Raw genomic sequence first — 22,949 nt, forward strand, 5'->3', positions numbered from 1 at the left:
CCGGGCAACCGAAGCATGGCGGCGGCGGATCGCGCGCCGGAGAACGTGAGTCGGATCGGGCCGGCCGATCTGACAGCGCGGGCCGCGAAATCGCTCACGCGAGCGTTTTCCGGTGCCGCACGACGATCATAGCGCGGCGGGGTGCTCGATGCGGGAACTGACGGGGAAGCCGTACCGGCACAGCGCGGAGGAAGGCGAGCCGGCGGCGGCAGCGACGAGGCGGCCCGCGCCGGACGGCGGGGCTGCCTCGCGGGAGGGCAGGGTCAGCGGCCGGGCTGGCGCTCGACGTCGGCCCAGCAGTTCGGCGTCTCGTACAGGCGCACGCGCTCGAGGCGCAGGTTCACGCCGTAGTGCGCGTCGTACACGTTCGCGAGGAGGTCGAACGCGATCGCCGCGAGGTTCTCGACGGTCGGGATCCGGTCGAGCACGACGGTCTTGTGGTCGGCCATCTGCTCGAGGAACGAGCGCACGACCTCGTCGCGCGCATAGACCAGGAACGCGTGGTCCCACTTGCTGACGAGATGCTCGACCGCGAGCGCCTTCACGTCGGCGAAATCCATCACCATGCCGCGGTCGGGCGCCCCCTCGGTATCGACGAGATCGCCGCGCAGCGTGATTTCGAGCACGTAGCGATGGCCGTGCAGGTTCCTGCACTGGCTGCGGTGATCGGGAATGCGGTGGCCCGCGTCGAATTCGAGTTTTCGGGTAATCAGCACGATGTCAAAAGCCGTGGCTCAGGGAATGTTCAGATATTTATGGGTCTGCATCGACAGCCGCCACTGCGGATGACGCTTGCACCAGTCGATCGCGAGCTTCGTGTTGAGGTCGCGCGACGGGCCGTCCATCGGCTGCACGAGAAAATACTCGAAATCGAGCTTCGCGTAGTCGGCCAGCCGCTGGTTGTCCTGCGGAACGACGACCTTCAGTTCGTTGCCCTTCGTGACGACGAGCGGCGCGTCGGCCTTCGGGCTCACGCAGATCCAGTCGATCGATTCGAGCACCGGCAGCGAACCGTTGGTCTCGATCGCGATCTCGAAGCCCGCCGCATGCAGCGCGTCGACGAGCGGCTGGTCGAGCTGCAGCATCGGCTCGCCGCCCGTGCAGACAACGAAGCGGTGCGCTTCGCCCTCCGGCCACAGGCCGGCGATCGTCGCGACGAGCGCCGCGGCGTCCTTGAACTTGCCGCCGTTCTCGCCGTCGGTGCCGACGAAGTCCGTATCGCAGAAGCGGCACACGGCCTCCGCACGATCCTCTTCGCGGCCCGACCACAGGTTGCAGCCGGCGAACCGGCAGAACACGGCCGGCCGGCCCGCATTCGCGCCCTCGCCCTGCAACGTGTAGAAAATTTCCTTGACCGCGTAAGTCATCGTGCTTCGTCCGGCTTGCGCCGCTCGTTGTCGATCAGAATCCGTTGTCCATCAAGCGCTTGCCCGCGCAGCCGCGTCACAGCGGCGCTTCGGTCACCCGCTCGCCCTTCAGGTAAGCCTCGTAGCCACGCTTGCGCAGCTTGCAGGCCGGGCATTCGCCGCAGCCGAAGCCCCAGTCGTGCAGTTCCGCGCGCTCGCCCACGTAGCACGTGTGCGTCTCGACGCGGATCAGTTCGACGAGCGCCTCGCCGCCGAGCTGTTCGGCGAGCTGCCAGGTCTGCGCCTTGTCGAGCCACATCAGCGGCGTCTCGAGCACCATGCGCGTATCCATCCCGAGATTCAGCGCGACCTGCAGCGCCTTCATCGTGTCGTCGCGGCAGTCCGGATAGCCCGAAAAGTCGGTCTCGCACATCCCGCCGACCAGCACGCGCAGCCCGCGGCGATAGGCGATCGCGGCGGCGATCGTCATGAACATCAGGTTGCGGCCCGGCACGAACGTGTTCGGCAGGCCGTTTGCCGCCGTCTCGATCTCGATCGTGCGCGTCATCGCGGTATCGCTGATCGCGCCGAGCACCGACAGGTCGATCATGTGATCGTCGCCGAGCCGGTCCGACCACGCGGGAAACTTGCGCTTCAGCGCTTCGCGCACGCCTTCGCGACACTCGAGTTCGACGCGATGGCGCTGACCGTAATCGAAGCCGAGCGTCTCGACCGTCTGGTAGCGTTCGAGGGCCCATGCCACGCACGTGGCCGAGTCCTGGCCGCCGGAAAACAACACGAGCGCGCCGTCTTTAGCGTCTGTCCGAATCACCGTGATACTCCGTGAATGTGTAGGCTCGCGTCGCACTGCGCCCCGAGGCCGGCTGCCGCCGGGCGGCCCGACGCGGCCGGCCTGCGCCGGCTCGACCAGTATAGGCAGCGCGGTCAGCCGCGAATGCGGCGGCGCGCTTATACCGCTCATCGCGCGGCATCGTTGCCGCGCGCCACGGCAGGCGCACCGCAGGCGGCCTGCCATGCACATGAAGCGATGCGCTAAGTCATTGAGCGGGCACGGATTTTATCATGCCCCGGCGAATGCTGCCGGGCTCGCCGCCCACGGCACGCAATACCCACCACAAACGAAAAACCCCAAGAACCTTCCGATTCTTGGGGTTTTAAATGCTGGTGGCCTGGGACGGAATCGAACCATCGACACGCGGATTTTCAATCCGCTGCTCTACCAACTGAGCTACCGGGCCAACGAAGAATGAAAGTATATCGAGCTATTCGCCCCTGAGCAAGTGCTTTCGCAAAATATTTTACAGCGCGCCTTCGGACGGCTTCTTGCCGAGCTCGACGCCGAGCTGCTTGAGCTTGCGATACAGGTGCGTGCGCTCGAGGCCCGTCTTCTCCGCGACGCGCGTCATGCTGCCGTTCTCGCGCGCGAGGTGATATTCGAAGTACGCGCGCTCGAACGCATCGCGCGCTTCGCGCAACGGGATGTCGAACGGGATCGCGGCCGTCTGGCCTGCGAGGCCGAGCGCCGACGCCATGTCGTCGCCGAGCGTCGGCAGCGCCGCCGCCGACGCGACCGCCGCCGGCCCCGCGGCCTGCCCGCCGCCCGCCTTCGCCGCCGCGTTCGCGGACACCGGCGCCGCGCCGCGTGCGAGACCGTGCTCGACGGACTTCAGCAACTTCTGCAGCGCGATCGGTTTCTCGAGGAAATCGAGCGCACCGATCTTGGTCGCCTCGACGGCGGTATCGATCGTCGCGTGCCCGGACATCATGATCACGGGCATCGTCAGCAGCCCCTGCGCCGCCCATTCCTTGAGCAGCGTGACGCCGTCGGTATCGGGCATCCAGATATCGAGCAGCACGAGATCGGGCGCCTGATTCAGCCGGTATTCCCGCGCGGCCTGCGCGTTCTCCGCCGCCTCGACGACATGTCCTTCATCGCTGAGGATTTCCGAGAGCAATTCCCGGATGCCCATTTCATCATCTACCACCAGGATGGTTGCCATTTACGCTGCCTTTGTCTGCTCACTTGCTTTTGTCTTGGCGGGAGTCGCCCCGTCCTGTGCACCGGATTCGGCGCCTGGCGTATCGCTCGCCATCTGCAGGAAGAGGATCGACACCTGCGCACCCTCGACGGTCTCGCCGTGCATGCGATTGCGCAGATCGATCCGCGCGCCGTGCTCGTCAACGATTTTCTTGACCGTGGCCAGCCCGAGCCCCGTGCCCTTCGCCTTCGTCGTCACGTAAGGCTCGAACGCGCGCGTCAGGATGCGTGCCGGAAAACCGGGCCCGTTGTCGGACACGGTCAGACGTACCGCGACGCGCGTTTTGCCCTCGGCGTCGGGGTCGCCATATTCTACTGTCTTGGTTTCGATCAACACACGCGGATGCGCGGACTCCGCGACCGAATCCTGCGCATTCTGCAGCAGGTTGTGAATCACCTGGCGCAATTGCGTCGCGTCGCCGCGAATCACCGGCAGTGACGGCGCGAGCTCGGCGACGATCGCGCTCTTGCCTTCGCCGACGCCGTAGAGCCCGAGCACCTCGCTCGCCAGTTCGTTCAACTGCAGGTTCGCGAGCACCGCCGGCGGCGTGCGCGCGTATTCGCGGAAATCGTCGACCATCCGCTTCATCGCGGCCACCTGGTTCACGATCATCGTCGCGCCGCGCTTGAGCACGTCCGCGTCGTGCGGTGCGAGCTTGTCGGACAGCTTCATCTGCAGCCGCTCGGCCGACAGTTGGATCGGCGTCAGCGGATTCTTGATCTCGTGCGCGAGCCGCCGCGCGACCTCGCCCCACGCGACCGAACGCTGCGCGGAAATCACGTCGGAGATGTCGTCGAACACGACGACGTAACCGGACGTCTGCGGATCATCGGCCTGCCCCTCGACCGTCGACACGAGACGCGTGCCGCGCACGAGCAGCGTCAGCGGCTCGGTTTCGCCCGGCACCTCGATCGCGAACTGCTGCTGCCAGTGGCCGCGATCGCCGCTGCCGCCGTCGGACGCCGCCTCGCGATCGGCGAACGCCTTGCGCACCATCGCGCCGAACCCGGCGGCCACGCCGATCCGGTCGAGCGTCGTACCGATCAGCGAGTTGAACGGCTGCCGGAAGATCCGCTCGGCGCCGCGATTGGCCGTCGTCAGCCGGAACTGGCGGTCGAGCACGAACACGCCGGCCGTCAGGTTCGCGAGGATGCTTTCGAGATATGTCTTCGAATGCTCGAGCGCGATGCGGTTCTTCTCGACCGCGAGCCGCGCCTCGGACAACTGGCGCGTCATCGCGTTGAACGACTGCGTGAGGAAGCCGAGCTCGTCGCGCGTCTTGATCTCGCGCTTCGGCGTGTAGTCGCCTTCCGTGATCTCCTTCGTGCCCTGCGCGAGCAGGAACAGCGGCCGCGCGAGCTGCTGGCCGAGCGCGAGCGCGAGCATCATCGCGATGAAGGTCGCGAGGAACAGCGCGAGCGTCAGCGTGCCGATGTACATCTTGCGCAGGCCCGTGCGGCCGAGCGACTTTTCCTGGTACTCGCGGTACGCGCGCTGCACGGCGTCCGCGTTGTGCGCGAGCGTCGGCGGCACCGGCTGCGTGAGCTGCAGGAACCGCTCCGCCGGCTGCAGCAGCGACGTCGTCGCATCGGGAATCGGCCGCACGACGCGCAGCCGCAGCGCGCCCTTCGCGCCATGCGCGCGCGGGTCGCCGTCGACTTCGCCCTCGATCGCCGCATACGCGCCGTGTTCGCGCGCCTGGCTCAGCATCAGCGGCGTCGGCAGGTCGTCCGGAATCAGCGCCGCGAAATTGCCCGACGCCTGCGCGACGATGTGAAGGTCGGGCGCCGCACCCGAGCCGCCGCGGCTCGGCTCGACGATCGTCGCGTCCTGCACGCCGAACTGGTCGCGCAGCCGCAGCAGCGTGAGCGTCGTGCCGTTCGTGTTCGCATCGACGCTCGCGAGCTGGTCGGACATCAGCCGCGCCTTCGTCTGCAGATCGGACAGCGACGCATCGAGCATCCCGCGGCCGAGGTTCAGCCCGGCCGTCAGCGCCGTCTCGACGTTCACGTCGAACCACGACTCGATACTGCGCGACACGAACTGGTACGACACGACGTAGATGATCCCGCCCGGCACCACGCCGACGAGCGCGAAGAACACCGCGAGCTTCGCGAGCAGCCGCGTGCCGAACTTGCCCTTCCTCAGGCGCACGACGATCATCCCGATCAGCCCGAGCACCACGAGCAGGAACACGAGCGCGACGACGATGTTCGTCGCGTACAGCCACGAGTAGTAGCGGTCGAAGAATTCGGTGTTCGCACTCGCAGCCGCGAGCAGCACGAGCAACAGCAGCGCGGTCAGCGCGACGGTCGAGACGATCACGCGGATGAGGAGGCTCTTCCCGCTGGCCGCGCGGCGTACTTTATTTAGCACGTTCGGTCACCGTGAAGTTGAAGCGCTTCCAGTCCGACCCGAGCGTCCAGTCGCGATTGTTCACGGCATCGACCTGGAACGGCTTCGGCATCAGCGCCGTATCGAGCTGCATCCGCACCGACGCCGTGTAGGTTTCGCCCGCGCGCACCTGGTTGCGGTCGATCACGTGCCACGACGTGATGTGACGAACCACCGCGAGCGCATCCTTCAGCGACGGGAAGCCAAGCTGCAGGCCGCCCGTCGACACGCGGTACTCGCGCGTGAGCGGCTGGAACGACAGGCGGATCGTCTGCGTGACCGCCACCGGCTGCTCGTCGAACCAGTACCAGCGCGCGCGGCTCAGTTCGAAGTCGGTCGTGAAGTAAAGCGGGATGCCCTTGTTGACGGCATCCTCGAGGCTCGGATTCAGCTCGAAGTCGAAACGCGCGTCCAGGCTCCAGCCGCTTCCGTCCGACTGAAGCGACGCGCGCTGCACGGCGATCGATTCGGCATGCGCCGGCCGGACGACGACCAGGCACAGCGTCAACGCGACCAGCAAGACGGCCGCGAGCCGAAATGGAAAAAGGTGTTTGATCGTCACCGTTTCTGAAACCGCGCGTAGAAAAATCCGTCGTGATCGATGTTCTGGTCGAGTGCGCCGGCGGCCGCCCGCCCCTGCACGCCGCCCGGCAGCAGTTGGCCAGGGGCGTCCAATCGTACCGCATCTTCGCAGGCCGCTTCAAACCAGCGGGCCTGCCATTCGCCTTCCTCAGGAAAGATCGAACAGGTCACGTAAAGCAGTTCGCCGCCCGGCTTCACGAGCGGCCACAGCGCCGACAGGATGCGACGCTGCTCCGCGACGAGCGCCGGGATGTCGGCCTCGCGGCGCAGCCAACGGATGTCGGGATGCCGCCGCACGATGCCGGACGCCGAGCACGGCACGTCAGCCAGGATGCGATCGAACGGGCGCCCGTCGTACCACGCGTCCGGCGTGCCCGCGTCGCCGACGCACACGCTCGCTGCGAGCGACAGGCGAACGAGATTCTCGCCGATGCGCGCCGCGCGCGTCGCGTCGCTTTCGAGCGCCACGACGTCCGCATCGGCGAGCTCGAGAATATGGCCGGTCTTGCCGCCGGGCGCCGCGCACGCGTCGAGCACGCGCATGCCGTCACGCGCGCCGAGCCATTCGGCCGCGAGTTGCGCGCCGGCGTCCTGCACCGACACCACGCCGTCGGCGAACCCCGGAATGCGATCCACCGGCAGCGCCGATGCGAGCCGCACGGCATGCCGGCCGATCGCGGTTGCGTCGATCCCGCTTGCGCGCAACGTGTCGAGATACGCATCGACGCTCGCACGACGCGCGTTCACGCGCAGCGTCAACGGCCCCTGACGCTCACCGGCCGCGAGGATCGCCTGCCACGCGTCCGGCCATGCGCGCTTCACCGCATCGACCCACCACGCGCGGTAGTTCCAGTGCGCGACCGGATCGTCCTGCATCGCCGCGGCGAGTGCGTCGCGCTCCCGCAGGAAACGGCGCAGCACCGCGTTGACCATCCCTTTCGCGAACGCGAATTCGCGCCGAGCACCGATGACGGTGACGGCCTGGTCGACCACCGTGAATGCCGGGTACGCGGCCTCGTCCGCCGGGTCGAGCAGCAGCGCGAACGCGCCGGCGAGCACCGCGTGCACGTGCGCGGGCGGCGCCTTGCCGACGAACTTGCCGATCAGCCAGTCCGCGCTGCCAAAGCGGCGCATCGTCCGGTAGGCGACGTCCTGGGTCGCACCGCGCGCGAGCGCCTGCGCACCGGGCGGCATCTGCGCGAACACCGCCGACAGTGCCGCCGGCAACGCGGTGCCGCGTCGCACCGCATCGACAGCCTGCGCGGCCGCGTCGAGCGCGAAGCCGAGCGAATCGGGCGACAGGTGCAGCGCAGACAGGCGCGCCGGGCGGCCGGAAGAAGTCGGAGCGGAAAAACGGGGTCGTGTCATCGGTGCGGAATCGGCAAACAAGCGCCGCAATCGGGTGCGGCAAACAAATGCGGCAAGCGGCGGCGGCAAACGGCGGGATCGCGGCCGCCACATGGCCCTGCGATCCCAAACCGCGCATTGTAGCGTGCGGTCATGCCGCCCCCTTTGGCCCCTTTACGGCGCGCGCAAATGAAACACCCCGCAGCGCGAAGCATGCGGGGTGGCGGAGCGGCCCGCGCACGGCAACGGCCGCGCGCGGTACGCGGGGGCATCAATCGAAGCGGCCGGTGCGCGCCATCTCCATCAGGCGTGCGATGCGCTCCTCGGTGGCCGGGTGCGTCGAGAACAGGTTCTGCAGGCCACCGCCGTGCAGCGGGTTCATGATCATCATCTGCGCGGTGGCCGGATGCGCTTCGGCTGCCTGGAACGGGATGCCCGCCGCATAGCGATGGATCTTGTCGAGTGCGGTGGCCAGCGACTGCGGATCGCCGGAAATCTGCGCGCCGCCTCGGTCGGCCTCGAACTCGCGGGCCCGCGAAATCGCCATCTGGATCAAGGCGCCCGCAATCGGGGCGAGCAGCGCGACCGCGATACCCGCGATCGGGTTGGCCGGCCGGCCGTTCTCGTCGCGTCCGCCAAAGAACATCGCGAAGTTCGCGAGCGCCGAAATCGCGCCCGCCATCGTCGCGGTGATCGTCGAGATCAGGATGTCGCGGTGCTTCACGTGCGCGAGCTCGTGCGCCATCACGCCGCGCATCTCGCGCTCCGACAGCACGCGCAGGATGCCCGTCGTCGCGGCAACCGCCGCGTGCTCGGGATTGCGACCCGTCGCGAACGCGTTCGGTGCGTCCTCGTTGATCAGGTAGACGCGCGGCATCGGCAGATTCGCGCGCGTGGCCAGCTCGCGCACCATCCGGTAGAACTGCGGCGCCGTGTTCTCGTCGACTTCCTGCGCGTTGTACATGCGCAGCACCATCTTGTCGGAGAACCAGTACGAGAAGAAATTCATGCCGAGCGCGAACAGCAGCGCGATCGTCATGCCGCGAGAGCCGCCGATCATCCCGCCGATCACGATGAACAGGGCCGTGATCGCGGCCATCAGCATCGCCGTTTTGACCCAATTGAACATACCCACTCCTTATCCGTCAGGGGACCCGCCGCGCATCACAGCGCACGGCGGAAAATTGTAAGCGATTTGTTAGATAAGGTCTCGCCGGAAAAATTCAATCTCAGCGTTGCGAACTCGCAAGACGAAGGCCGAGGCCGACGAAAGCGCTGCCGACCGTGCGGTCGAGCCACTTCTTGACGCCCGGCTTGCCGGCAAAGCGCTGCGTGACGCTGCCCGTCACCCACGCGACGAGGCTCGTCCAGACCGTGCTCATCGCGACGAACACCGCGCCGAGGGTCAGGAATGCCCAAGCCTTGTTCGGACTGTCGGCCGACACGAACTGCGGGAAGAACGACACGAAGAACAGCACGACCTTCGGATTCAGCACGTTGGTCCAGAAACCCTGCATGAACAGCTGGCGCAGCGGCTTGGCGGCCGCGGCCTGCGTGGCTTCGGCGCCCGACGGCGCGGCGGCCTGCTTCGCGACGATCATCCGCACGCCGAGATAGATCAGATATGCGGCGCCGACCAGCTTGATCACCGTGAACGCGGTTGCCGACGCCGCCAGCAGCGCGGTCAGGCCGAATGCACATGCGAGCGCGTGGACGCAGCAGCCGGCCGAAATACCGAACGCCGACATCAGCCCCGCGCCGCGACCCTGCGCGACGCTGCGGCCGATGATGTAGGCCGTATCGGGGCCGGGCGTGATGTTCAGCAGGAAAACCGCGAGCACGAAGAAGCCGAAATGGACGATGCCGAACATGAAAACCTCGAAACCGGAAAGCGCAGGGAAATTCTACGCGTGCCTGCGGCCCCGCGCGACTCGGCCGTCCGGCCAGTTGCGCGGGGCCGGCGAACCCGGTCGAAGACGCTCAGGCCGTGTCAGTCGACGTCGGGCAGCGCGAAACGCTGGCCCGCGGCGAGCGGCGAACCGGCGAGGAATTCGCGCGCGGGCAGCCGCTTGCCGCCCGGCTTCTGCAACTGCGTGACGCGCAGCGCGCCGCTGCCGCATGCGACCACCACGCCTTCCGGCGCGACCTCGACGATCGTGCCGGGCGCCGCATCGCCGCGCGCCGCCACGGGCTCGGCCGCCCACAGCTTGATGGCCGCACCGTCGAGCGTCGCGACGCCGCCCGGGAACGGATCGAACGCACGCACCTGGCGCGCGAGTACGTCGGCGGGCTTGCGCCAGTCGAGCGCCGCTTCGTGCTTGCCGATCTTTTCCGCGTAGCTCACGCCGTCGGCCGGCTGCGGCGTCGCCGGCAGCGTGCCGTCGCGCTCGAGCCGCACGAGCGCGTCGACGATCAGCCGCGCGCCGTCGGCGGCGAGCCGGTCGTGCAGCGTCGCGGTCGTATCGTCGGGCGCGATCGCGATGCGCGCCTCCTCGATCATCGCACCGGTGTCGAGGCCGGCATCCATCTGCATCAGCGTGACGCCGGTCTCGGCGTCGCCGGCTTCGATCGCGCGATGGATCGGTGCGGCGCCGCGCCAGCGCGGCAGCAGCGACGCGTGGATGTTGATGCAGCCGGCGCGCGGGATGTCGAGCACCTCCTGCGGCAGCAGCAAGCCGTACGCGGCCACCACCATCACGTCGTGCGGCGTCGTGCGCAGCAGCCCGATCGCGTCGGCCGCCTCCGCCGGATACTTGCCCGCGCGGCGCAGCGACGGCGGCTGCGCGACGGTCATCCCGTGCTCGACCGCGTAGCGCTTCACGGCGCTCGCCTGGAGTTTCATCCCGCGGCCGGCCGGGCGATCGGGCTGGGTGAGCACGAGCGGCACCGGGAAACCGGCCTCGTGGATCGCGGCAAGGGCAGCCGCGGCGAATTCCGGCGTGCCGGCAAAAATCACGCGCAACGTATGGGTCATGACAGCGTTCGGGGTCGGGCTGGGCGTACGCGCATCACATCGCGCGTTCGAGTTTCTTCATCTTCGTCTTGATACGCGTCTGCTTGAGCGGCGACAGGTATTCGACGAATACGCGACCCATCAGGTGATCCATCTCGTGCTGGACGCACACGGCGAGCAGGCCTTCGCAGTCGAGCTCGAAGGTCTCGCCCTGCTCGTTGAGCGCGCGCACGCGCACGTGGTCGGGGCGTTCGACTTCGTCGTAGATGCCCGGCACCGACAGGCACCCCTCTTCATAGATCTGCTTCGCGTCGCTCGACCACACGATCTCCGGGTTGATGAACGCGCGCAGCTCGTTCTTCTCCTCGGAGACGTCGATCACGATCACGCGCTCGTGCACGTCGACCTGCGTGGCCGCCAGGCCGATGCCCGGCGCCGCGTACATGGTCTCGGCCATGTCGGCGACGAGCTTGCGGATCCGGTCGTCGACCTTGTCGACGGGTTTGGCGACCTTGTGCAGCCGCTTGTCGGGGTAATGAAGAATATTGAGCAAAGCCATGGCGTTCGGTATTCGGTGAAGCGGCGTGCCGCATCGGCCATCCGGCCGGCTGGCGCCGCCGCCGGGATGCAATGAAGATGAGGCGGATGCGTGGCATATCAATGCCGCGGATCGCGCCTCCTGCAATCGGCCGGGCGCCTGCGCGCACGGCCCTGTCGAGTATTTCGGATGATGAAAATTTTATCATGGCGCCACGCGCTGCGCTGGCCGCCGCATTCGAGGGCCCCCTCATGTCGCCGCAAGCGCTGACGCCCTCCGCGCTGCGCGCATGGCTGCAGCTCGCGCATGCGCCCGGCCTCTCGCCCGCCGTCTTGCAGGCGCTGCTCGCGGCATTCGGTTCGCCGGCGGCGGTGCTGTGCGCGTCCGACCAGGCCATCGCCGCCGTGAGCGGCCCCGCCGCCGCGCAAGCCGTGCGCGCGAGCGAGCGCGACGATCTCGATACGCGCACCGACGCCGCGCTCGCCTGGCTCGACGGGCCGGGCAACGTGCTCGTCACGCTGAGCGATCCGGCCTACCCGCCGCGGCTGCGCGATCTGCATGATCCGCCGCCGCTGCTATATGTAAAGGGGCGGCTCGACCTGCTGCACGCACGCGGCCTCGCCGTGGTCGGCAGCCGCCATGCGACGCCGCAGGGGCTCGCCGACGCAACGCATTTCGCCCACGCGTTGTCCGACGCGGGTCTCGCGATCGTCTCGGGACTTGCGCTCGGAATCGACGGCGCCGCCCATCGCGGCGGGCTCGACGGCCGGTCGGGCACCGTCGCGGTGATCGCGACGGGCGCCGATCTCGTCTATCCGGCGCGCCACCGCGCGCTCGCCCACGAGATCGCCGCGCACGGCGCGATCGTGTCGGAATGGCCGCTCGGCACGCCGGCCCGTGCCGCGCATTTTCCACAGCGCAACCGGCTGATCGCCGCGCTCGCGATCGGCGTGCTCGTCGTCGAAGCCGCCCCGCGCTCGGGCTCGCTGATCACCGCGCGGCTCGCGAACGAACTGGGGCGCGATGTGTTCGCGGTGCCCGGCTCTATCCACGCGCCGCTCGCGCAGGGCTGCCACGCGCTGATCCGCGACGGCGCAAAGCTCACCGCGGCGCCGCTCGACGTGCTCGAGGAATACGGGCTCGGCGAGCCGGCGGTGCGCACAACGGGCGGCGCGGCGCGCGCCGGCAACCCGCGCGCGAACGCTGGCGAAATCCGCGCGCCCGCCCCTGCCGGCGTCGCGCAAGCGGATCGCGCCGTCTCGGCCGCCGCGCCGCCCCGATCCGAAGCCCCGCCACCGGGCGATCCGTCGGAACAAGCGGTGCTCGCCGCGCTCGGATACGGCCCCGTTACGTACGAATGGCTCGCCGAGCACAGTGGCCTGCCCGACGACGTGCTGCATGGCGCGCTGCTCGCGCTGGAACTGGCCGGCCGCATCGCGAGCGTCCCTGGCGGACGCTTCGCGCGGCTCGACGCGGCGCCCACCCCGTCCGCGCGGGGCGTGCTACATTCCCCGCCATAGGGGCGGCCCGGCCGCCGACGATATCCAAGGAATTCCATGCCCGCGCTGAATCTCGACACCGATGCGGATCGGATCGCCGAGCGCCTCGCCGATCCCGGCACGTTGCTGGTGGCCTGCCTGTGCGCCGAGTGGTGCGGCACGTGCCGCGACTACCGGAGCGCCTTCGACCGGCTCGCCGACGCGCATCCGGACGTCTGCTTCGCCTGGATCGACATCGAAACCCATGCCGACCGGCTCGACGATCTCGACGTCGAGAACTTCCCGACCATCCTGATCGAGGACGCCCATACCGCGCGCTTCTTCGGCACGGTGCTGCCGCACGCGGCGATCGTCGAGCGCATGCTGTCCGACTTGAGCGCGGTGCCCGGTGCGCCGCACGCACCGAAATTGCGCAACCTCCTGAACGTCGAAGCCTGAATTCGCGGCCCGGAGCGGCAGTTTTTGCGCATGTTTGCGCGCCCCGCGGCGCCGGGCGCTTGCCGCCGTTGCGGCACCCCTCTATGATGAGCCGCTTTTTACACGCCGAGCCGCCGTCGCTGCGGCGTGTGCTATAAAGCGGTCGTAAAAGGGACCCACAACCGGCGAACCCGGTCTACCAACACACACCTGTCATGTCCAAAGCACTGATCATTGCGGAAAAGCCTTCTGTCGCGAACGACATCGCACGCGCTTTGGGCGGTTTTACCAAGCATGACGAGTATTACGAGAGCGACGATTTCGTCCTTTCGTCCGCTGTCGGCCACCTGCTGGAAATCGCAGCCCCGGAGGAGTACGAGGTCAAGCGCGGGAAATGGAGCTTCGCGCATCTGCCCGTCATTCCCCCGCATTTCGACCTGAACCCGATCGCAAAAAGCGAGTCGCGCCTCAAGGTGCTCACGAAACTGATGAAGCGCAAGGACGTCGACCGCCTGATCAACGCATGTGACGCGGGGCGCGAAGGCGAGCTGATTTTCCGCCTGATCGCGCAGCACGCGAAGGCGAAACAGCCCGTCCAGCGTCTGTGGCTGCAATCGATGACGCCGCAGGCGATCCGCGACGGGTTCGCGAACCTGCGCAGCGACTCGGACATGCAACCGCTCGCCGACGCCGCCCGCTGCCGCTCGGAAGCCGACTGGCTCGTCGGGATCAACGGCACCCGCGCGATGACCGCGTTCAACAGCAAGGGCGGCGGCTTCTTCCTGACCACTGTCGGCCGGGTTCAGACGCCAACGTTGTCGATCGTCGTCGAACGTGAAGAGAAAATCCGTCGCTTCGTCCCGCGCGACTACTGGGAGGTGAAGGCCGAATTCGCGTGCGCGGCCGGCTTCTACGAAGGCAAGTGGTTCGACCCGAAATTCAAGCGCGACGAATTCGATCCGGAAAAGCGCGACTCCCGCCTGTGGAGCCTGCCGGCCGCCGAAACGATCGTCGCCGCCTGCCGCGACCAGGTCGGCACGGTGTCCGAGGAATCGAAGCCGTCGACGCAACTGTCGCCGCTGCTGTTCGACCTGACGAGCCTGCAGCGCGAGGCGAACAGCCGCTTCGGCTTCTCCGCGAAGAACACGCTCGGCCTCGCGCAGGCGCTGTATGAAAAGCACAAGGTGCTGACCTACCCGCGTACCGATGCGCGCGCGCTGCCGGAAGACTACCTGTCGACGGTCCAGTCCACGCTCGAGATGCTCAAGGAGAGCCACAACTACCTGCCGCATGCGAAGCAGGTGCTCGACAAGGGCTGGGTGAAGCCGAACAAGCGGATCTTCGACAACTCGAAGATCAGCGACCACTTCGCCATCATCCCGACGCTGCAGGCGCCGAAGTCGCTGTCCGAGCCGGAGCAGAAGCTGTACGACATGGTCGTGAAGCGCTTCCTCGCGGTGTTCTTCCCGGCAGCCGAATTCCGCGTGACGACCCGGATCACCGAAGTCGCCGGCCATCACTTCAAGACCGAAGGCAAGGTGCTCGTCGAGCCGGGCTGGCTGCAGGTGTACGGCCGCGACGCCGAAGGCGCGGACGCGAACCTCGTGCCGGTGCAGAAGGACGAGAAGGTGAAGACGGACGAGATCGCCGCCGTCGCGCTGGTGACGAAGCCGCCCGCACGCTACTCGGAAGCGACGCTGCTGTCGGCGATGGAAGGCGCGGGCAAGCTGGTCGAGGACGACGAGCTGCGCGAGGCGATGGCAGCGAAGGGCCTCGGCACGCCGGCCACGCGCGCGGCGATCATCGAAGGCCTGCTCGGCGAGAAGTATCTGCTGCGCGAAGGCCGCGAACTGATCCCGACCGCGAAGGCATTCCAGCTGATGACGCTGCTGCGCGGCCTCGGCGTGAAGGAACTCACGGCGCCCGAGCTCACCGGCGAATGGGAATACAAGCTGTCGCAGATGGAGCGCGGCAATCTCGGCCGCGACGCGTTCATGCAGGAAATCGCCCGCATGACGCAGCAGATCGTCAAGCGCGCGAAGGAATACGATTCGGACACGATCCCCGGCGACTATGCGACCCTCGAGACACCGTGCCCGAACTGCGGTGGCCAGGTGAAGGAAAACTACCGCCGCTTTGCGTGCACGAAGTGCGAGTTCTCGATCTCGAAGATTCCGGGCAGCCGGCAATTCGAGATCCCGGAAGTCGAGGAGCTGCTGCAGAAGAAGGAAATCGGGCCGCTGTCGGGGTTCCGCAGCAAGATGGGCCGCCCGTTCTCGGCGATCCTCAAGCTGTCGTTCGACGACGAGACGAAGAACTACAAGCTCGAGTTCGATTTCGGCCAGGACCAGGGCGGCGAGGAAGGCGAAGCGCCCGACTTCTCCGCGCAGGAACCGGTCGGCGCGTGCCCGAAGTGCAAGGGCCGCGTGTTCGAGCACGGGATGAGCTACGTGTGCGAGCACTCGGTGGCGAACCCGAAGACCTGCGACTTCCGCTCGGGCAAGGTGATCCTGCAGCAGGAAATCACGCGCGAGCAGATGGGCAAGCTGCTTGCCGACGGTCGCACGGATCTGCTGCCGAACTTCAAGTCGTCGCGTACCGGCCGCAACTTCAAGGCGTTCCTCGTGAAGCAGCCGGACGGCAAGATCGGCTTCGAGTTCGAGAAGAAGGAGCCGAAGGCCGCCGCCGCGAAGAAAACGGCTAAATCGGCGGCAAAGGATGCCGAAACCGTGACCGAAGGCGCCGAAGAGAAACCGGCACCGGCACGCAAGACCGCCGCTCGCAAGACGGCGGCGCGCAAGACGGGTTCGTGACGCCCCGGCCGCAGGGCGCCGCTCGCGGCGCGTCCGGCACCGGCACGCAGCCATAAAAAAACGCGGATCGATCGATCCGCGTTTTTTTTCGTGCCGCCCGCCGAGCCGTTACAGCGGCGACGGCACCGCCACGCGCGTGCGCGGCGAGCGTGCAAGACGCGGCTGCAGGTTCGGATCGGTCGACTCGGGCTGCTCGGCCCGCATCTCCACGCCAATCGGCGGCGGCGTCGCGCCCTGCGCGGCCCACTGCTCGCCCATCATCGCGTCGGTCGAGTGGCTGAAATGTTCGACGAGGTGGTCGATGAACGTGCGCACCTTGGCCGGCAGGTGGCGCCGGCTCGGGTAGGCGATGTTGATCTCGACCTGCGGCAGCCGGAATTCCGGCAGCAGCCGCACGAGCGCGCCGCGCGCGATGTCGCTGCCGATCAGGTAGCTCGGCAGGATCGCGACGCCCATTCCGAGCAACGCGAACTGGCGCAGCATCGCGGTGTTGTTCGCGACGATCACGTTGGTCGGGCGCACGCGCACTTCGCCGTCCGGCCCCGTGAACACACGCTCGTCGCCCCAGTATTCGGTCGGCAGGCTCAAGGCCGGGTGCTCGGCGAGCTGTTCCGGATGAATCGGCACGCCGTGCTTCTCCAGATAGCTCGGCGTCGCGCACACGGTCATGCAACCGGTGGTGAGACGCCGCGTGACGATGCTCGCGCTGCGCATCTGGCGCGTGACGACGATGCCGACGTCGAAGCCTTCCTCGACGAGATCGACCTGCCGGTCGACCAGCGTGAGATCCGGCACCACCTTGGGGAAATTCTCCGTGTACGACTGCAGCACGGGAGCGAGGTTGTGCAGGCCGAATACGACCGGCGCAACGATGCGCAGCGTGCCGACCGGCTCGTGATTGCGTGCGACGACCATCTGCTCGACGTCCTCGAGCTCGTCGAGGATCTGGCGGGCACGCTCCAGATAGACCTGACCCGACTCCGTCAGGGAGAGGCTGCGCGTGGTGCGGTTGAGCAAACGCGTGCCGAGCCGGCCTTCCAGATCGGCGACGTGGCGCGTCGCGACCGCGTTGGAGATATCCATTGCGCTCGCGGCCCGCGCGAAACTGCCGAGATCTGCAACCTTGACGAACACGCGCATCGACTGCAAATGATCCATAAACGACTCCTGCCGCTGTTACAACTTCAAAAAGATGAAGCAAATGCGTAATTCTCCTACGACAGCGGAAAAGATGCAGAGTTGCTCAACAAGGGGCCGGTTGACGATAAAAATAGTCAAAAATCCTCGGCTTCCGCGGATAGTTGATCCAATTATTCTGCTTGGAGCAACAATTGGGTGAACCTCGTCGAGGAAGCGGCCGAATCAGAAAAGACGTGTTTGATGCGACACAACAGCGCACCCGTTCGCATGGCGCGCGAGTGGCGGCGGGGATGGCCGGCGCCGATTGCGGCGGAGCGTAACAACCTGTTAAAAAGACACCACGAAAGCGGCCGACGTTGCATCATGTCGGCCCCGGCCGGGCAGAGCGGGTGCGCAAGGTGCGCCGCCGCCCGTGCCGCTTTCAACGCGCGACACCCCGTTCACCATGAAAATTGCCATCCTCGACGATTACCAGGACGCCGTCCGCAAGCTGAACTGCTTCGAGATGCTCGCCGGCCACGACGTAAAGGTCTTCAACAATACGGTGCGCGGCCTGGGACAGCTCGCCAGCCGTCTGGCGGAAGTCGAGGCGCTCGTGCTGATTCGTGAACGGACCCCGATTACTTCGCAGCTGCTGTCGAAGCTGCCGAACCTGCGCATGATCAGCCAGACCGGCCGCGTGTCGAGCCACATCGATCTCGACGCGTGTACCGACCGCGGCATCGCGGTGCTCGAAGGCACCGGTTCGCCGGTCGCGCCGGCCGAGCTGACCTGGGCGCTCGTGATGGCCGCCCAGCGCCGCATCCCGCAGTACGTCGCGAACCTGAAGCAGGGCGCGTGGCAGCAGTCGGGCCTGAAGACGTCGGCGCTGCCGCCAAACTTCGGCCTCGGCCAGGTGCTGCGCGGCCAGACGCTCGGCATCTGGGGCTACGGCAAGATCGGCCGGCTCGTCGCCGGTTACGGCAAGGCGTTCGGGATGAACGTGCTGATCTGGGGCCGCGAGCATTCGCTCGAAGCCGCGCGCGCCGACGGCTACACGGCCGCCGAGAGCCGCGAAGCCCTGTTCGAGCAGAGCGACGTGCTGTCGCTGCACCTGCGCCTGCACGACGACACGCGCGGGATCGTGAAGCAGGAAGACCTGATGCGGATGAAGCCAACGTCGCTGCTCGTCAACACGAGCCGCGCCGAGTTGCTCGAGGACAACGCGCTCGTCAACGCGCTGTCGCACAACCGTCCGGGGATGGTCGCGATCGACGTGTTCGAAAGCGAGCCGATCCTGCAGGGCTACAGCCTGCTGCGGATGGAAAACGTGATCTGCACGCCGCACATCGGCTACGTCGAACGCGAAAGCTACGAGCTGTATTTCAGTGCCGCCTTCCGCAACATTCTCGCGTTCGACGACGGCGACATGTCGAGCGTCGCGAACCCGGAAGCGCTGACGCCGATCCGCAAGCGCTGATCGCACGGGCTGCGCACGCCGCGCGGCCCCGCTGCTCCGCTCCCGATCGTCAGGCGGCCACGCGGCCGCCCGTCATCGCGCCGACACGCGTGAGGAAGTGCTCGCCGTCGCGCCGCCCGAGATCGTACGCATGCCGCATCTGCGACGGGCTCGTGTAATCCCAGCTCGAAATCGGCACCTTGCTCGACGGCTGCACGTACAGCCGCCGCTGGTCGCCATGCGCGACCGTGAACATCTGCGGACGCGGATACAGCCGCGTGACGAGCACCAGCACGTCGCCCGGCGCCGGGTCGAGCGCATCGACCGGCACGTTGTCGACCATCCCGCCGTCGAGCACCGGCCGGCCGCCGCGCCGCAGCACCGGCGTGAACGGCGGCGTGCAAGACGATTGCAGGATCAGGTCGGCGAGTTCGTCGACTTGCGTGCAGGCCTGCGCGCGCACGAATTCGGGCCGGAAACCGAGCGTGCGCCCGAGCGTCGGATGCAGCGTCTTGCGCACGTACTTTTCGATGTTGTACGCGACGAGGCCGGCGGCGACCGCGCTGCGCGCGCCGAGCCAGCGCGGCACGTGCGACACGCCGATGCGGATCTCCGGCGCCGCGGCGAGCTTCGCGAACGGCTCGCCGTAGATGTCGAGCAACGCCTGGCGGTAGATCCGGTAGTGCGGAAACACCGGCTCGCGCCCGAACAGGTTGCCCCAATACGCGTTCTTCCGGTTGTGGCGCAGCGCCTCTTCGTAATAGCGCATCACCCACGCGGCGTCGCGCGTATACAGCATGCACGCGGTGGCCGCGCCGGCCGAGATGCCGGTGATCACGCGCGGGCGCAGGCCGAGGGCCGGCTGCGCGACGTCCCAGAAGCCAGCCTGCCACCAGCACCGATTGCCGCCGCCCGCAAAGACGATCTGGTCGAACATCGCGCCGCTCAGCTGACGAGCGCGTAGGTCGACGTCGCATGGACGGCCATCTTGCCGTCCTCGTCGAACAGCTCGACTTCGCCGAACACGAGGTTGCGGCCCATCCGCAGCACGCGCGCGGTGACGAGCACGTCGCCCTTGCGCACGGGACGCATGAAGTTCGTGTTCAGCGACACCGTCGTCATCGGCCGGAATTCGCCGAGCGCGGCCGAGATCGCGACCACCATCGCGGTGTCGGCGGCCGCCGTGAACACCTGGCCGCAGATCACGCCGCCCGAATGGCGGAATTCGCCGGAAAACGGCAGGCGCAGCGTGACGCTGTCGTCGTCGATCGACACGGGGACCAGACCCAGCGAGCGGACCCACGGGGCCAGCAGGCGATCCAGCAATTCGCGGACTGCGTTTTCGTCCATCTTCGAATGTCCAGAAAACGTCGCGCGACCGCCGCGCAACGCGTGTGGCGTCATCATACCGGGAGCGCGCAAACTGCGACCGCTCGTTACCGCGCATACGGCCGCCGTCGTCTCGACGAAATATTTTCAGGATATTTGCAGAAAGGGCTTGCCAAGTCCGAAATACTCACGCATAATCTTTCTTCTGTTGGGGGCGTTAGCTCAGTTGGTAGAGCAGCGGACTCTTAATCCGTAGGTCGAGTGTTCGAGTCACTCACGCCCCACCAGGAATTCCAAAGGCCGGTCAGCGAAAGCTGACCGGCCTTTTTCGTTTTGGCCGACGCACGCGCGGCGCGCGCCTTTCGCGGTACGCCACCGCACGCCCGTCGCGCATCGTTTCCGCTAGAATCGTCCGACAAAATCACACGACCGGCGCAGGTATCGTCGTCTGCCGCCGGCACTGAGAGAACACGGGACGTCAGACATGGAAGCATGTGAACGAGACGCGACCATTCGGAGGGCGTGGTCGCGCCAATATCGGCCTGTCCGTCGCGACGGGCCGCTCCCCCGGGCACACCCGAATCCGCGCGACGCACGCACCGGGTCGCGTCATGCCGGGTAAGAACGCGCTGGTCGCGCTGACGATCGGTGTCGTCCTGTCCGTGCTGACCGGCGCACTCGCCATCACGGCAAGCCGGGAACCCGGCCACCTGGTCCGCGCGCCGGGCACGGTCGTGCGCATCGTCCAGGACAGCGATGCGATGCGCGCGTACCGGCCGATCGTCGCGTACCTCGCGAACGACGGCCAGCGCCGCGAAGTCGCCGGCAATACCGCATCGGCGGTCCCCGCCTACGACATCGGCGAAAACGTCGACGTCCTGCTCGACCCCGACCACCCCGAGCGCCCGGCGCTGATCGACGATTTCACGCAACGCTGGTTTCCGGTGGCCGTGCCGGCGCTGCTCGCCGTCGCGTCGTTCGCGATCGGCAGCCTGCTGCTTGCCGACGAGCGTCGCCGCCGGCAATCGGAGCCGGCGCGGCCCCGCGTCGCACGCAAGCCGGCACGGCGCCGCCGGGATGTCGCGATCGTGCTGATTCCGATCGCGATCGGCACGGGCTTCCTCGCCGGCGCCGGCGCGGCCGGCCTGCGTCAGTGGCAGATCGTCCACCACTATGCGCGCTCGACCGGCCATGTGGTCGAGATCGCGAAAAACGGGCGGTCGTCGCGGTCGCGCACGTCGCTGTATTCGGCCATCGTCGCGTTCACGACCGACAGCGGACGGCTGATCACGTTCGCCCAGGGCTCGGCGTCGTCGCAACCGGGCCTGCGCGAGGGCGACGCGGTCAGCGTGCTGTACGATCCCGTCACCCCCGAGCGGGCGCTCGTCGACCGCTTCTGGGATCGCTGGGGCCTCACGGCCATCCTGTTCGCGATCGGCGCGCCGTTCCTCGCAGCGGGGCTGTTCGTCGCCGCAACGTTATGGCCCGACCACCGGCCGCACGAAGCCACCCGATGACGCACACGCGGTGCTGCAACCGTCGCGACACACGCGTCACCGCTCCCTGAACGCCTCCACCTTCGCGCGATTCCCGCACGTGCGCATGTCGCACCACCGCCGCCCGACACCGCGGCCGCGATCGACGAAGAACCACGTACACCGGCCGCACTGCCGCACGCGCACGAAATCGTCGCTGCGCATCAGATGCTCGAAACCGAGCGCGACCGCATCGATCCAGCGCGACGCCCCGCGCGCGTCGGGCCGCCACGCGAAGCGGCCGCCGACCGCGTCGAACGCGCTGCGCCCGATCGCGTCGCGGATCGCCACCGCGAGCCGGTCCGCCGCGCGCGCCCCCGCACTGCCACCGCCTTCGGCCGTCAGATGCGCGATCGCGACGTACGCGTCGTCGCGAAAGCGGTGCAGCGCCGCCAGCTCGTCCGGGCCGTCCTGGCGCGGATGACGCAGCAGCCGCGCCAGATCGTCGGGCGCCAGCAACCCGGCTTTCGCGGCCCATGCGCGCACGGCCGGCCAGTCGACGAGCTTGTCCTCGTCGCGCGTCTTGCCGGTGTCGGCCACCGTGTTCAGAAAATCGAGCGCCGGATGGCCGCCGACGAAATCGGCCGCCCGCCATTCATGCCCGTGTCGCGCCGGGTCGGATCGAGTAACCATTTATCTTCACCTATCGGTTTCACATCCGGAAAATCCGGCGTAACCTGTTAACAACCAAAACAGGTTATCACGGAGAAGCCGATGCTCGAACTCCCGAACCGCTTCGATTTCGAAGGCCACCGGATTGCATGGGGCACGCTCGGCGAAGGCCCGCCGCTCGTGCTCGTACACGGCACGCCGTTTTCGTCGCAGGTATGGCGCCGGATCGCGCCGTGGCTCGCGCGACGCCATCGCGTGTATTTCTACGACCTGCTCGGCTACGGCCAGTCCGACATGCCGGACGCGGACGTGTCGCTGGGCCGTCAGAACGCGCTGTTCGGCGCGCTGCTGAATGAATGGCAACTCGCGCGGCCGCGCGTGCTCGCGCACGATTACGGCGGCGCAACCGTGCTGCGCGCGCACTTTCTCGACGGCATCGCGTATGCGGATCTCACGCTCGTGAACCCGGTCGCGATCGCGCCGCAAGGCTCGCCGTTCGTGCGTCACGTCGCGCAGCACGAAGCCGCGTTCACCGGCTTGCCCGCGTACGCGCATCGCGCGCTCCTGTCGGCCTATCTCGGCAATGCGGTCGCGCAGCCATTGAGCGACGACGTGCTGTCGATCTACCGTGCGCCGTGGCTCACGCCGGCCGGCCAGGCCGCGTTCTATCGCCAGATCGCGCAGATGCGCCAGCGCTACATCGAGGAAGCGGAGGCCCGCTACGCGCCGCCGGACTTTCCGGTGCGCATCGTGTGGGGCGAGGACGACGCGTGGATTCCGCTCGAGCAAGGACAGGCCCTGGCCGATCGCATCGCGAACGGCCAGCTGATCCGGGTCCCGCACGCGGGCCATCTGGTTCAGGAAGATGCGCCGGAAGCGATCGTCGCGGCCGTGCTCGACGGGTCTGCGCCGAGCTGAGCCGGCACCGGCCCGGCGAAAACGCGAA

21 protein-coding genes and 2 tRNA genes are annotated in these 22,949 nt (G+C 67.5%); 7 read left to right on the forward strand and 16 right to left on the reverse strand.

All coding sequences use genetic code 11. The annotated features are described in order from the left end of the window. Positions 1-263: 263 nt before the first annotated feature. The 12 genes from queD to def form a co-directional block, all read right to left on the reverse strand. Entirely contained in the window at positions 264-716 is a 453-nt protein-coding gene (gene queD / locus WS61_RS16025) for a 6-carboxytetrahydropterin synthase QueD (protein ID WP_027785754.1), read from the reverse strand. 18 nt (positions 717-734) lie between these two features. Further along, positions 735-1,367, reverse strand: coding sequence for a 7-carboxy-7-deazaguanine synthase (queE, locus tag WS61_RS16030; protein ID WP_006482565.1), 633 nt, complete (start codon positions 1,365-1,367; stop codon positions 735-737). Between the two features lie 76 nt (positions 1,368-1,443). Then, positions 1,444-2,178 carry a 7-cyano-7-deazaguanine synthase QueC gene (gene queC, locus WS61_RS16035; RefSeq protein WP_059501429.1) on the reverse strand — a complete coding sequence of 245 codons (735 nt, stop codon included), beginning with the start codon at positions 2,176-2,178 and terminating at the stop codon, positions 1,444-1,446. A gap of 351 nt (positions 2,179-2,529) precedes the next feature. After that, a tRNA-Phe gene (locus tag WS61_RS16040) sits at positions 2,530-2,605 on the reverse strand. Between the two features lie 60 nt (positions 2,606-2,665). Beyond that, on the reverse strand, positions 2,666-3,367 hold the full coding sequence (esaR, locus tag WS61_RS16045) for a response regulator transcription factor EsaR (protein WP_006495385.1): 702 nt from the start codon (positions 3,365-3,367) through the stop codon (positions 2,666-2,668). Next, on the reverse strand, positions 3,368-5,782 hold the full coding sequence (gene esaS / locus WS61_RS16050) for a sensor histidine kinase EsaS (protein WP_059501431.1): 2,415 nt from the start codon (positions 5,780-5,782) through the stop codon (positions 3,368-3,370). After that, positions 5,772-6,362 (reverse strand): DUF4390 domain-containing protein, encoded by a 591-nt coding sequence (locus WS61_RS16055; RefSeq protein ID WP_059501434.1) that lies wholly within the window; start codon positions 6,360-6,362, stop codon positions 5,772-5,774. The genes esaS and WS61_RS16055 overlap by 11 nt, the downstream gene beginning before the upstream one ends. Beyond that, the gene (rsmB, locus tag WS61_RS16060) at positions 6,359-7,750 is read right to left on the reverse strand and encodes a 16S rRNA (cytosine(967)-C(5))-methyltransferase RsmB (RefSeq protein ID WP_059501508.1); all 1,392 of its coding nucleotides are present in this window, start codon (positions 7,748-7,750) and stop codon (positions 6,359-6,361) included. The genes WS61_RS16055 and rsmB overlap by 4 nt, the downstream gene beginning before the upstream one ends. Before the next feature lie 250 nt (positions 7,751-8,000). Then, positions 8,001-8,858, reverse strand: coding sequence for a zinc metalloprotease HtpX (gene htpX, locus WS61_RS16065; protein ID WP_006485774.1), 858 nt, complete (start codon positions 8,856-8,858; stop codon positions 8,001-8,003). A 100-nt stretch (positions 8,859-8,958) separates the two neighbouring features. Next, the gene (locus WS61_RS16070; RefSeq protein ID WP_059501436.1) at positions 8,959-9,600 is read right to left on the reverse strand and encodes a LysE family translocator; all 642 of its coding nucleotides are present in this window, start codon (positions 9,598-9,600) and stop codon (positions 8,959-8,961) included. A gap of 119 nt (positions 9,601-9,719) precedes the next feature. Next, positions 9,720-10,703, reverse strand: coding sequence for a methionyl-tRNA formyltransferase (gene fmt, locus WS61_RS16075; RefSeq protein ID WP_059501438.1), 984 nt, complete (start codon positions 10,701-10,703; stop codon positions 9,720-9,722). A 34-nt stretch (positions 10,704-10,737) separates the two neighbouring features. Then, positions 10,738-11,241, reverse strand: a complete 504-nt coding sequence (gene def / locus WS61_RS16080; protein ID WP_006477461.1) for a peptide deformylase — start codon at positions 11,239-11,241, stop codon at positions 10,738-10,740. 185 nt (positions 11,242-11,426) lie between these two features. Between def and dprA the strand changes: the two genes are divergently transcribed. From dprA to WS61_RS16095, 3 genes are all read left to right on the forward strand, one after another. Beyond that, the gene (gene dprA / locus WS61_RS16085) at positions 11,427-12,740 is read left to right on the forward strand and encodes a DNA-processing protein DprA (protein WP_059501440.1); all 1,314 of its coding nucleotides are present in this window, start codon (positions 11,427-11,429) and stop codon (positions 12,738-12,740) included. 36 nt (positions 12,741-12,776) lie between these two features. Beyond that, positions 12,777-13,157, forward strand: coding sequence for a thioredoxin family protein (locus tag WS61_RS16090; RefSeq protein WP_059501442.1), 381 nt, complete (start codon positions 12,777-12,779; stop codon positions 13,155-13,157). Between the two features lie 194 nt (positions 13,158-13,351). Beyond that, positions 13,352-15,949: a DNA topoisomerase III gene (locus WS61_RS16095; protein ID WP_059501444.1), complete on the forward strand. Its 2,598-nt coding sequence runs from the start codon at positions 13,352-13,354 to the stop codon at positions 15,947-15,949. A 108-nt stretch (positions 15,950-16,057) separates the two neighbouring features. Here the strand turns inward: WS61_RS16095 and WS61_RS16100 are convergent, their stop codons facing one another. After that, complete coding sequence (locus WS61_RS16100; RefSeq protein WP_034208702.1) at positions 16,058-17,107, reverse strand: LysR family transcriptional regulator; 1,050 nt, start codon at positions 17,105-17,107, stop codon at positions 16,058-16,060. A 427-nt stretch (positions 17,108-17,534) separates the two neighbouring features. On the opposite strand from WS61_RS16100, the gene WS61_RS16105 reads away from it, so the two are divergent. Continuing rightward, complete coding sequence (locus WS61_RS16105; RefSeq protein WP_034208703.1) at positions 17,535-18,548, forward strand: D-2-hydroxyacid dehydrogenase family protein; 1,014 nt, start codon at positions 17,535-17,537, stop codon at positions 18,546-18,548. Positions 18,549-18,597: 49 nt separating this feature from the next. On the opposite strand, the gene WS61_RS16110 is transcribed toward WS61_RS16105, so the two are convergent. Together WS61_RS16110 and WS61_RS16115 are read right to left on the reverse strand one after the other, a co-directional pair. Further along, complete coding sequence (locus tag WS61_RS16110) at positions 18,598-19,464, reverse strand: patatin-like phospholipase family protein (protein ID WP_059501446.1); 867 nt, start codon at positions 19,462-19,464, stop codon at positions 18,598-18,600. An 8-nt stretch (positions 19,465-19,472) separates the two neighbouring features. Continuing rightward, entirely contained in the window at positions 19,473-19,877 is a 405-nt protein-coding gene (locus tag WS61_RS16115) for a PaaI family thioesterase (RefSeq protein WP_059501448.1), read from the reverse strand. Between the two features lie 190 nt (positions 19,878-20,067). Here WS61_RS16115 and WS61_RS16120 point away from each other — a divergent pair. Next, positions 20,068-20,143: transfer RNA gene (locus WS61_RS16120), tRNA-Lys, on the forward strand. A 324-nt stretch (positions 20,144-20,467) separates the two neighbouring features. Continuing rightward, positions 20,468-21,373, forward strand: coding sequence for a DUF3592 domain-containing protein (locus WS61_RS16125; RefSeq protein WP_059501450.1), 906 nt, complete (start codon positions 20,468-20,470; stop codon positions 21,371-21,373). 36 nt (positions 21,374-21,409) lie between these two features. Here the strand turns inward: WS61_RS16125 and WS61_RS16130 are convergent, their stop codons facing one another. Further along, entirely contained in the window at positions 21,410-22,024 is a 615-nt protein-coding gene (locus WS61_RS16130) for a CGNR zinc finger domain-containing protein (RefSeq protein ID WP_059501452.1), read from the reverse strand. Positions 22,025-22,105: 81 nt separating this feature from the next. Here WS61_RS16130 and WS61_RS16135 point away from each other — a divergent pair, with 81 nt between their 5' ends. Beyond that, complete coding sequence (locus tag WS61_RS16135; RefSeq protein ID WP_059501454.1) at positions 22,106-22,921, forward strand: alpha/beta fold hydrolase; 816 nt, start codon at positions 22,106-22,108, stop codon at positions 22,919-22,921. Positions 22,922-22,949 lie beyond the last annotated feature (28 nt).

Source organism: Burkholderia sp. ABCPW 11 (genome assembly GCF_001523445.1).
GTDB lineage: Bacteria > Pseudomonadota > Gammaproteobacteria > Burkholderiales > Burkholderiaceae > Burkholderia.

Coding starts and splice junctions, on each gene's coding strand:
- WS61_RS16070 (WP_059501436.1), bottom strand. CDS start 9,600: ATGTTCGGCATCGTCCATTTCGGCTTCTTCGTGCTCGCGGTTTTCCTG.
- WS61_RS16125 (WP_059501450.1), top strand. CDS start 20,468: ATGCCGGGTAAGAACGCGCTGGTCGCGCTGACGATCGGTGTCGTCCTG.
- WS61_RS16130 (WP_059501452.1), bottom strand. CDS start 22,024: ATGGTTACTCGATCCGACCCGGCGCGACACGGGCATGAATGGCGGGCG.
- WS61_RS16135 (WP_059501454.1), top strand. CDS start 22,106: ATGCTCGAACTCCCGAACCGCTTCGATTTCGAAGGCCACCGGATTGCA.
- esaR (WP_006495385.1), bottom strand. CDS start 3,367: ATGGCAACCATCCTGGTGGTAGATGATGAAATGGGCATCCGGGAATTG.
- WS61_RS16090 (WP_059501442.1), top strand. CDS start 12,777: ATGCCCGCGCTGAATCTCGACACCGATGCGGATCGGATCGCCGAGCGC.
- htpX (WP_006485774.1), bottom strand. CDS start 8,858: ATGTTCAATTGGGTCAAAACGGCGATGCTGATGGCCGCGATCACGGCC.
- queE (WP_006482565.1), bottom strand. CDS start 1,367: ATGACTTACGCGGTCAAGGAAATTTTCTACACGTTGCAGGGCGAGGGC.
- WS61_RS16115 (WP_059501448.1), bottom strand. CDS start 19,877: ATGGACGAAAACGCAGTCCGCGAATTGCTGGATCGCCTGCTGGCCCCG.
- def (WP_006477461.1), bottom strand. CDS start 11,241: ATGGCTTTGCTCAATATTCTTCATTACCCCGACAAGCGGCTGCACAAG.
- rsmB (WP_059501508.1), bottom strand. CDS start 7,750: ATGACACGACCCCGTTTTTCCGCTCCGACTTCTTCCGGCCGCCCGGCG.
- WS61_RS16100 (WP_034208702.1), bottom strand. CDS start 17,107: ATGGATCATTTGCAGTCGATGCGCGTGTTCGTCAAGGTTGCAGATCTC.
- WS61_RS16095 (WP_059501444.1), top strand. CDS start 13,352: ATGTCCAAAGCACTGATCATTGCGGAAAAGCCTTCTGTCGCGAACGAC.
- dprA (WP_059501440.1), top strand. CDS start 11,427: ATGGCGCCACGCGCTGCGCTGGCCGCCGCATTCGAGGGCCCCCTCATG.
- WS61_RS16110 (WP_059501446.1), bottom strand. CDS start 19,464: ATGTTCGACCAGATCGTCTTTGCGGGCGGCGGCAATCGGTGCTGGTGG.
- WS61_RS16105 (WP_034208703.1), top strand. CDS start 17,535: ATGAAAATTGCCATCCTCGACGATTACCAGGACGCCGTCCGCAAGCTG.
- fmt (WP_059501438.1), bottom strand. CDS start 10,703: ATGACCCATACGTTGCGCGTGATTTTTGCCGGCACGCCGGAATTCGCC.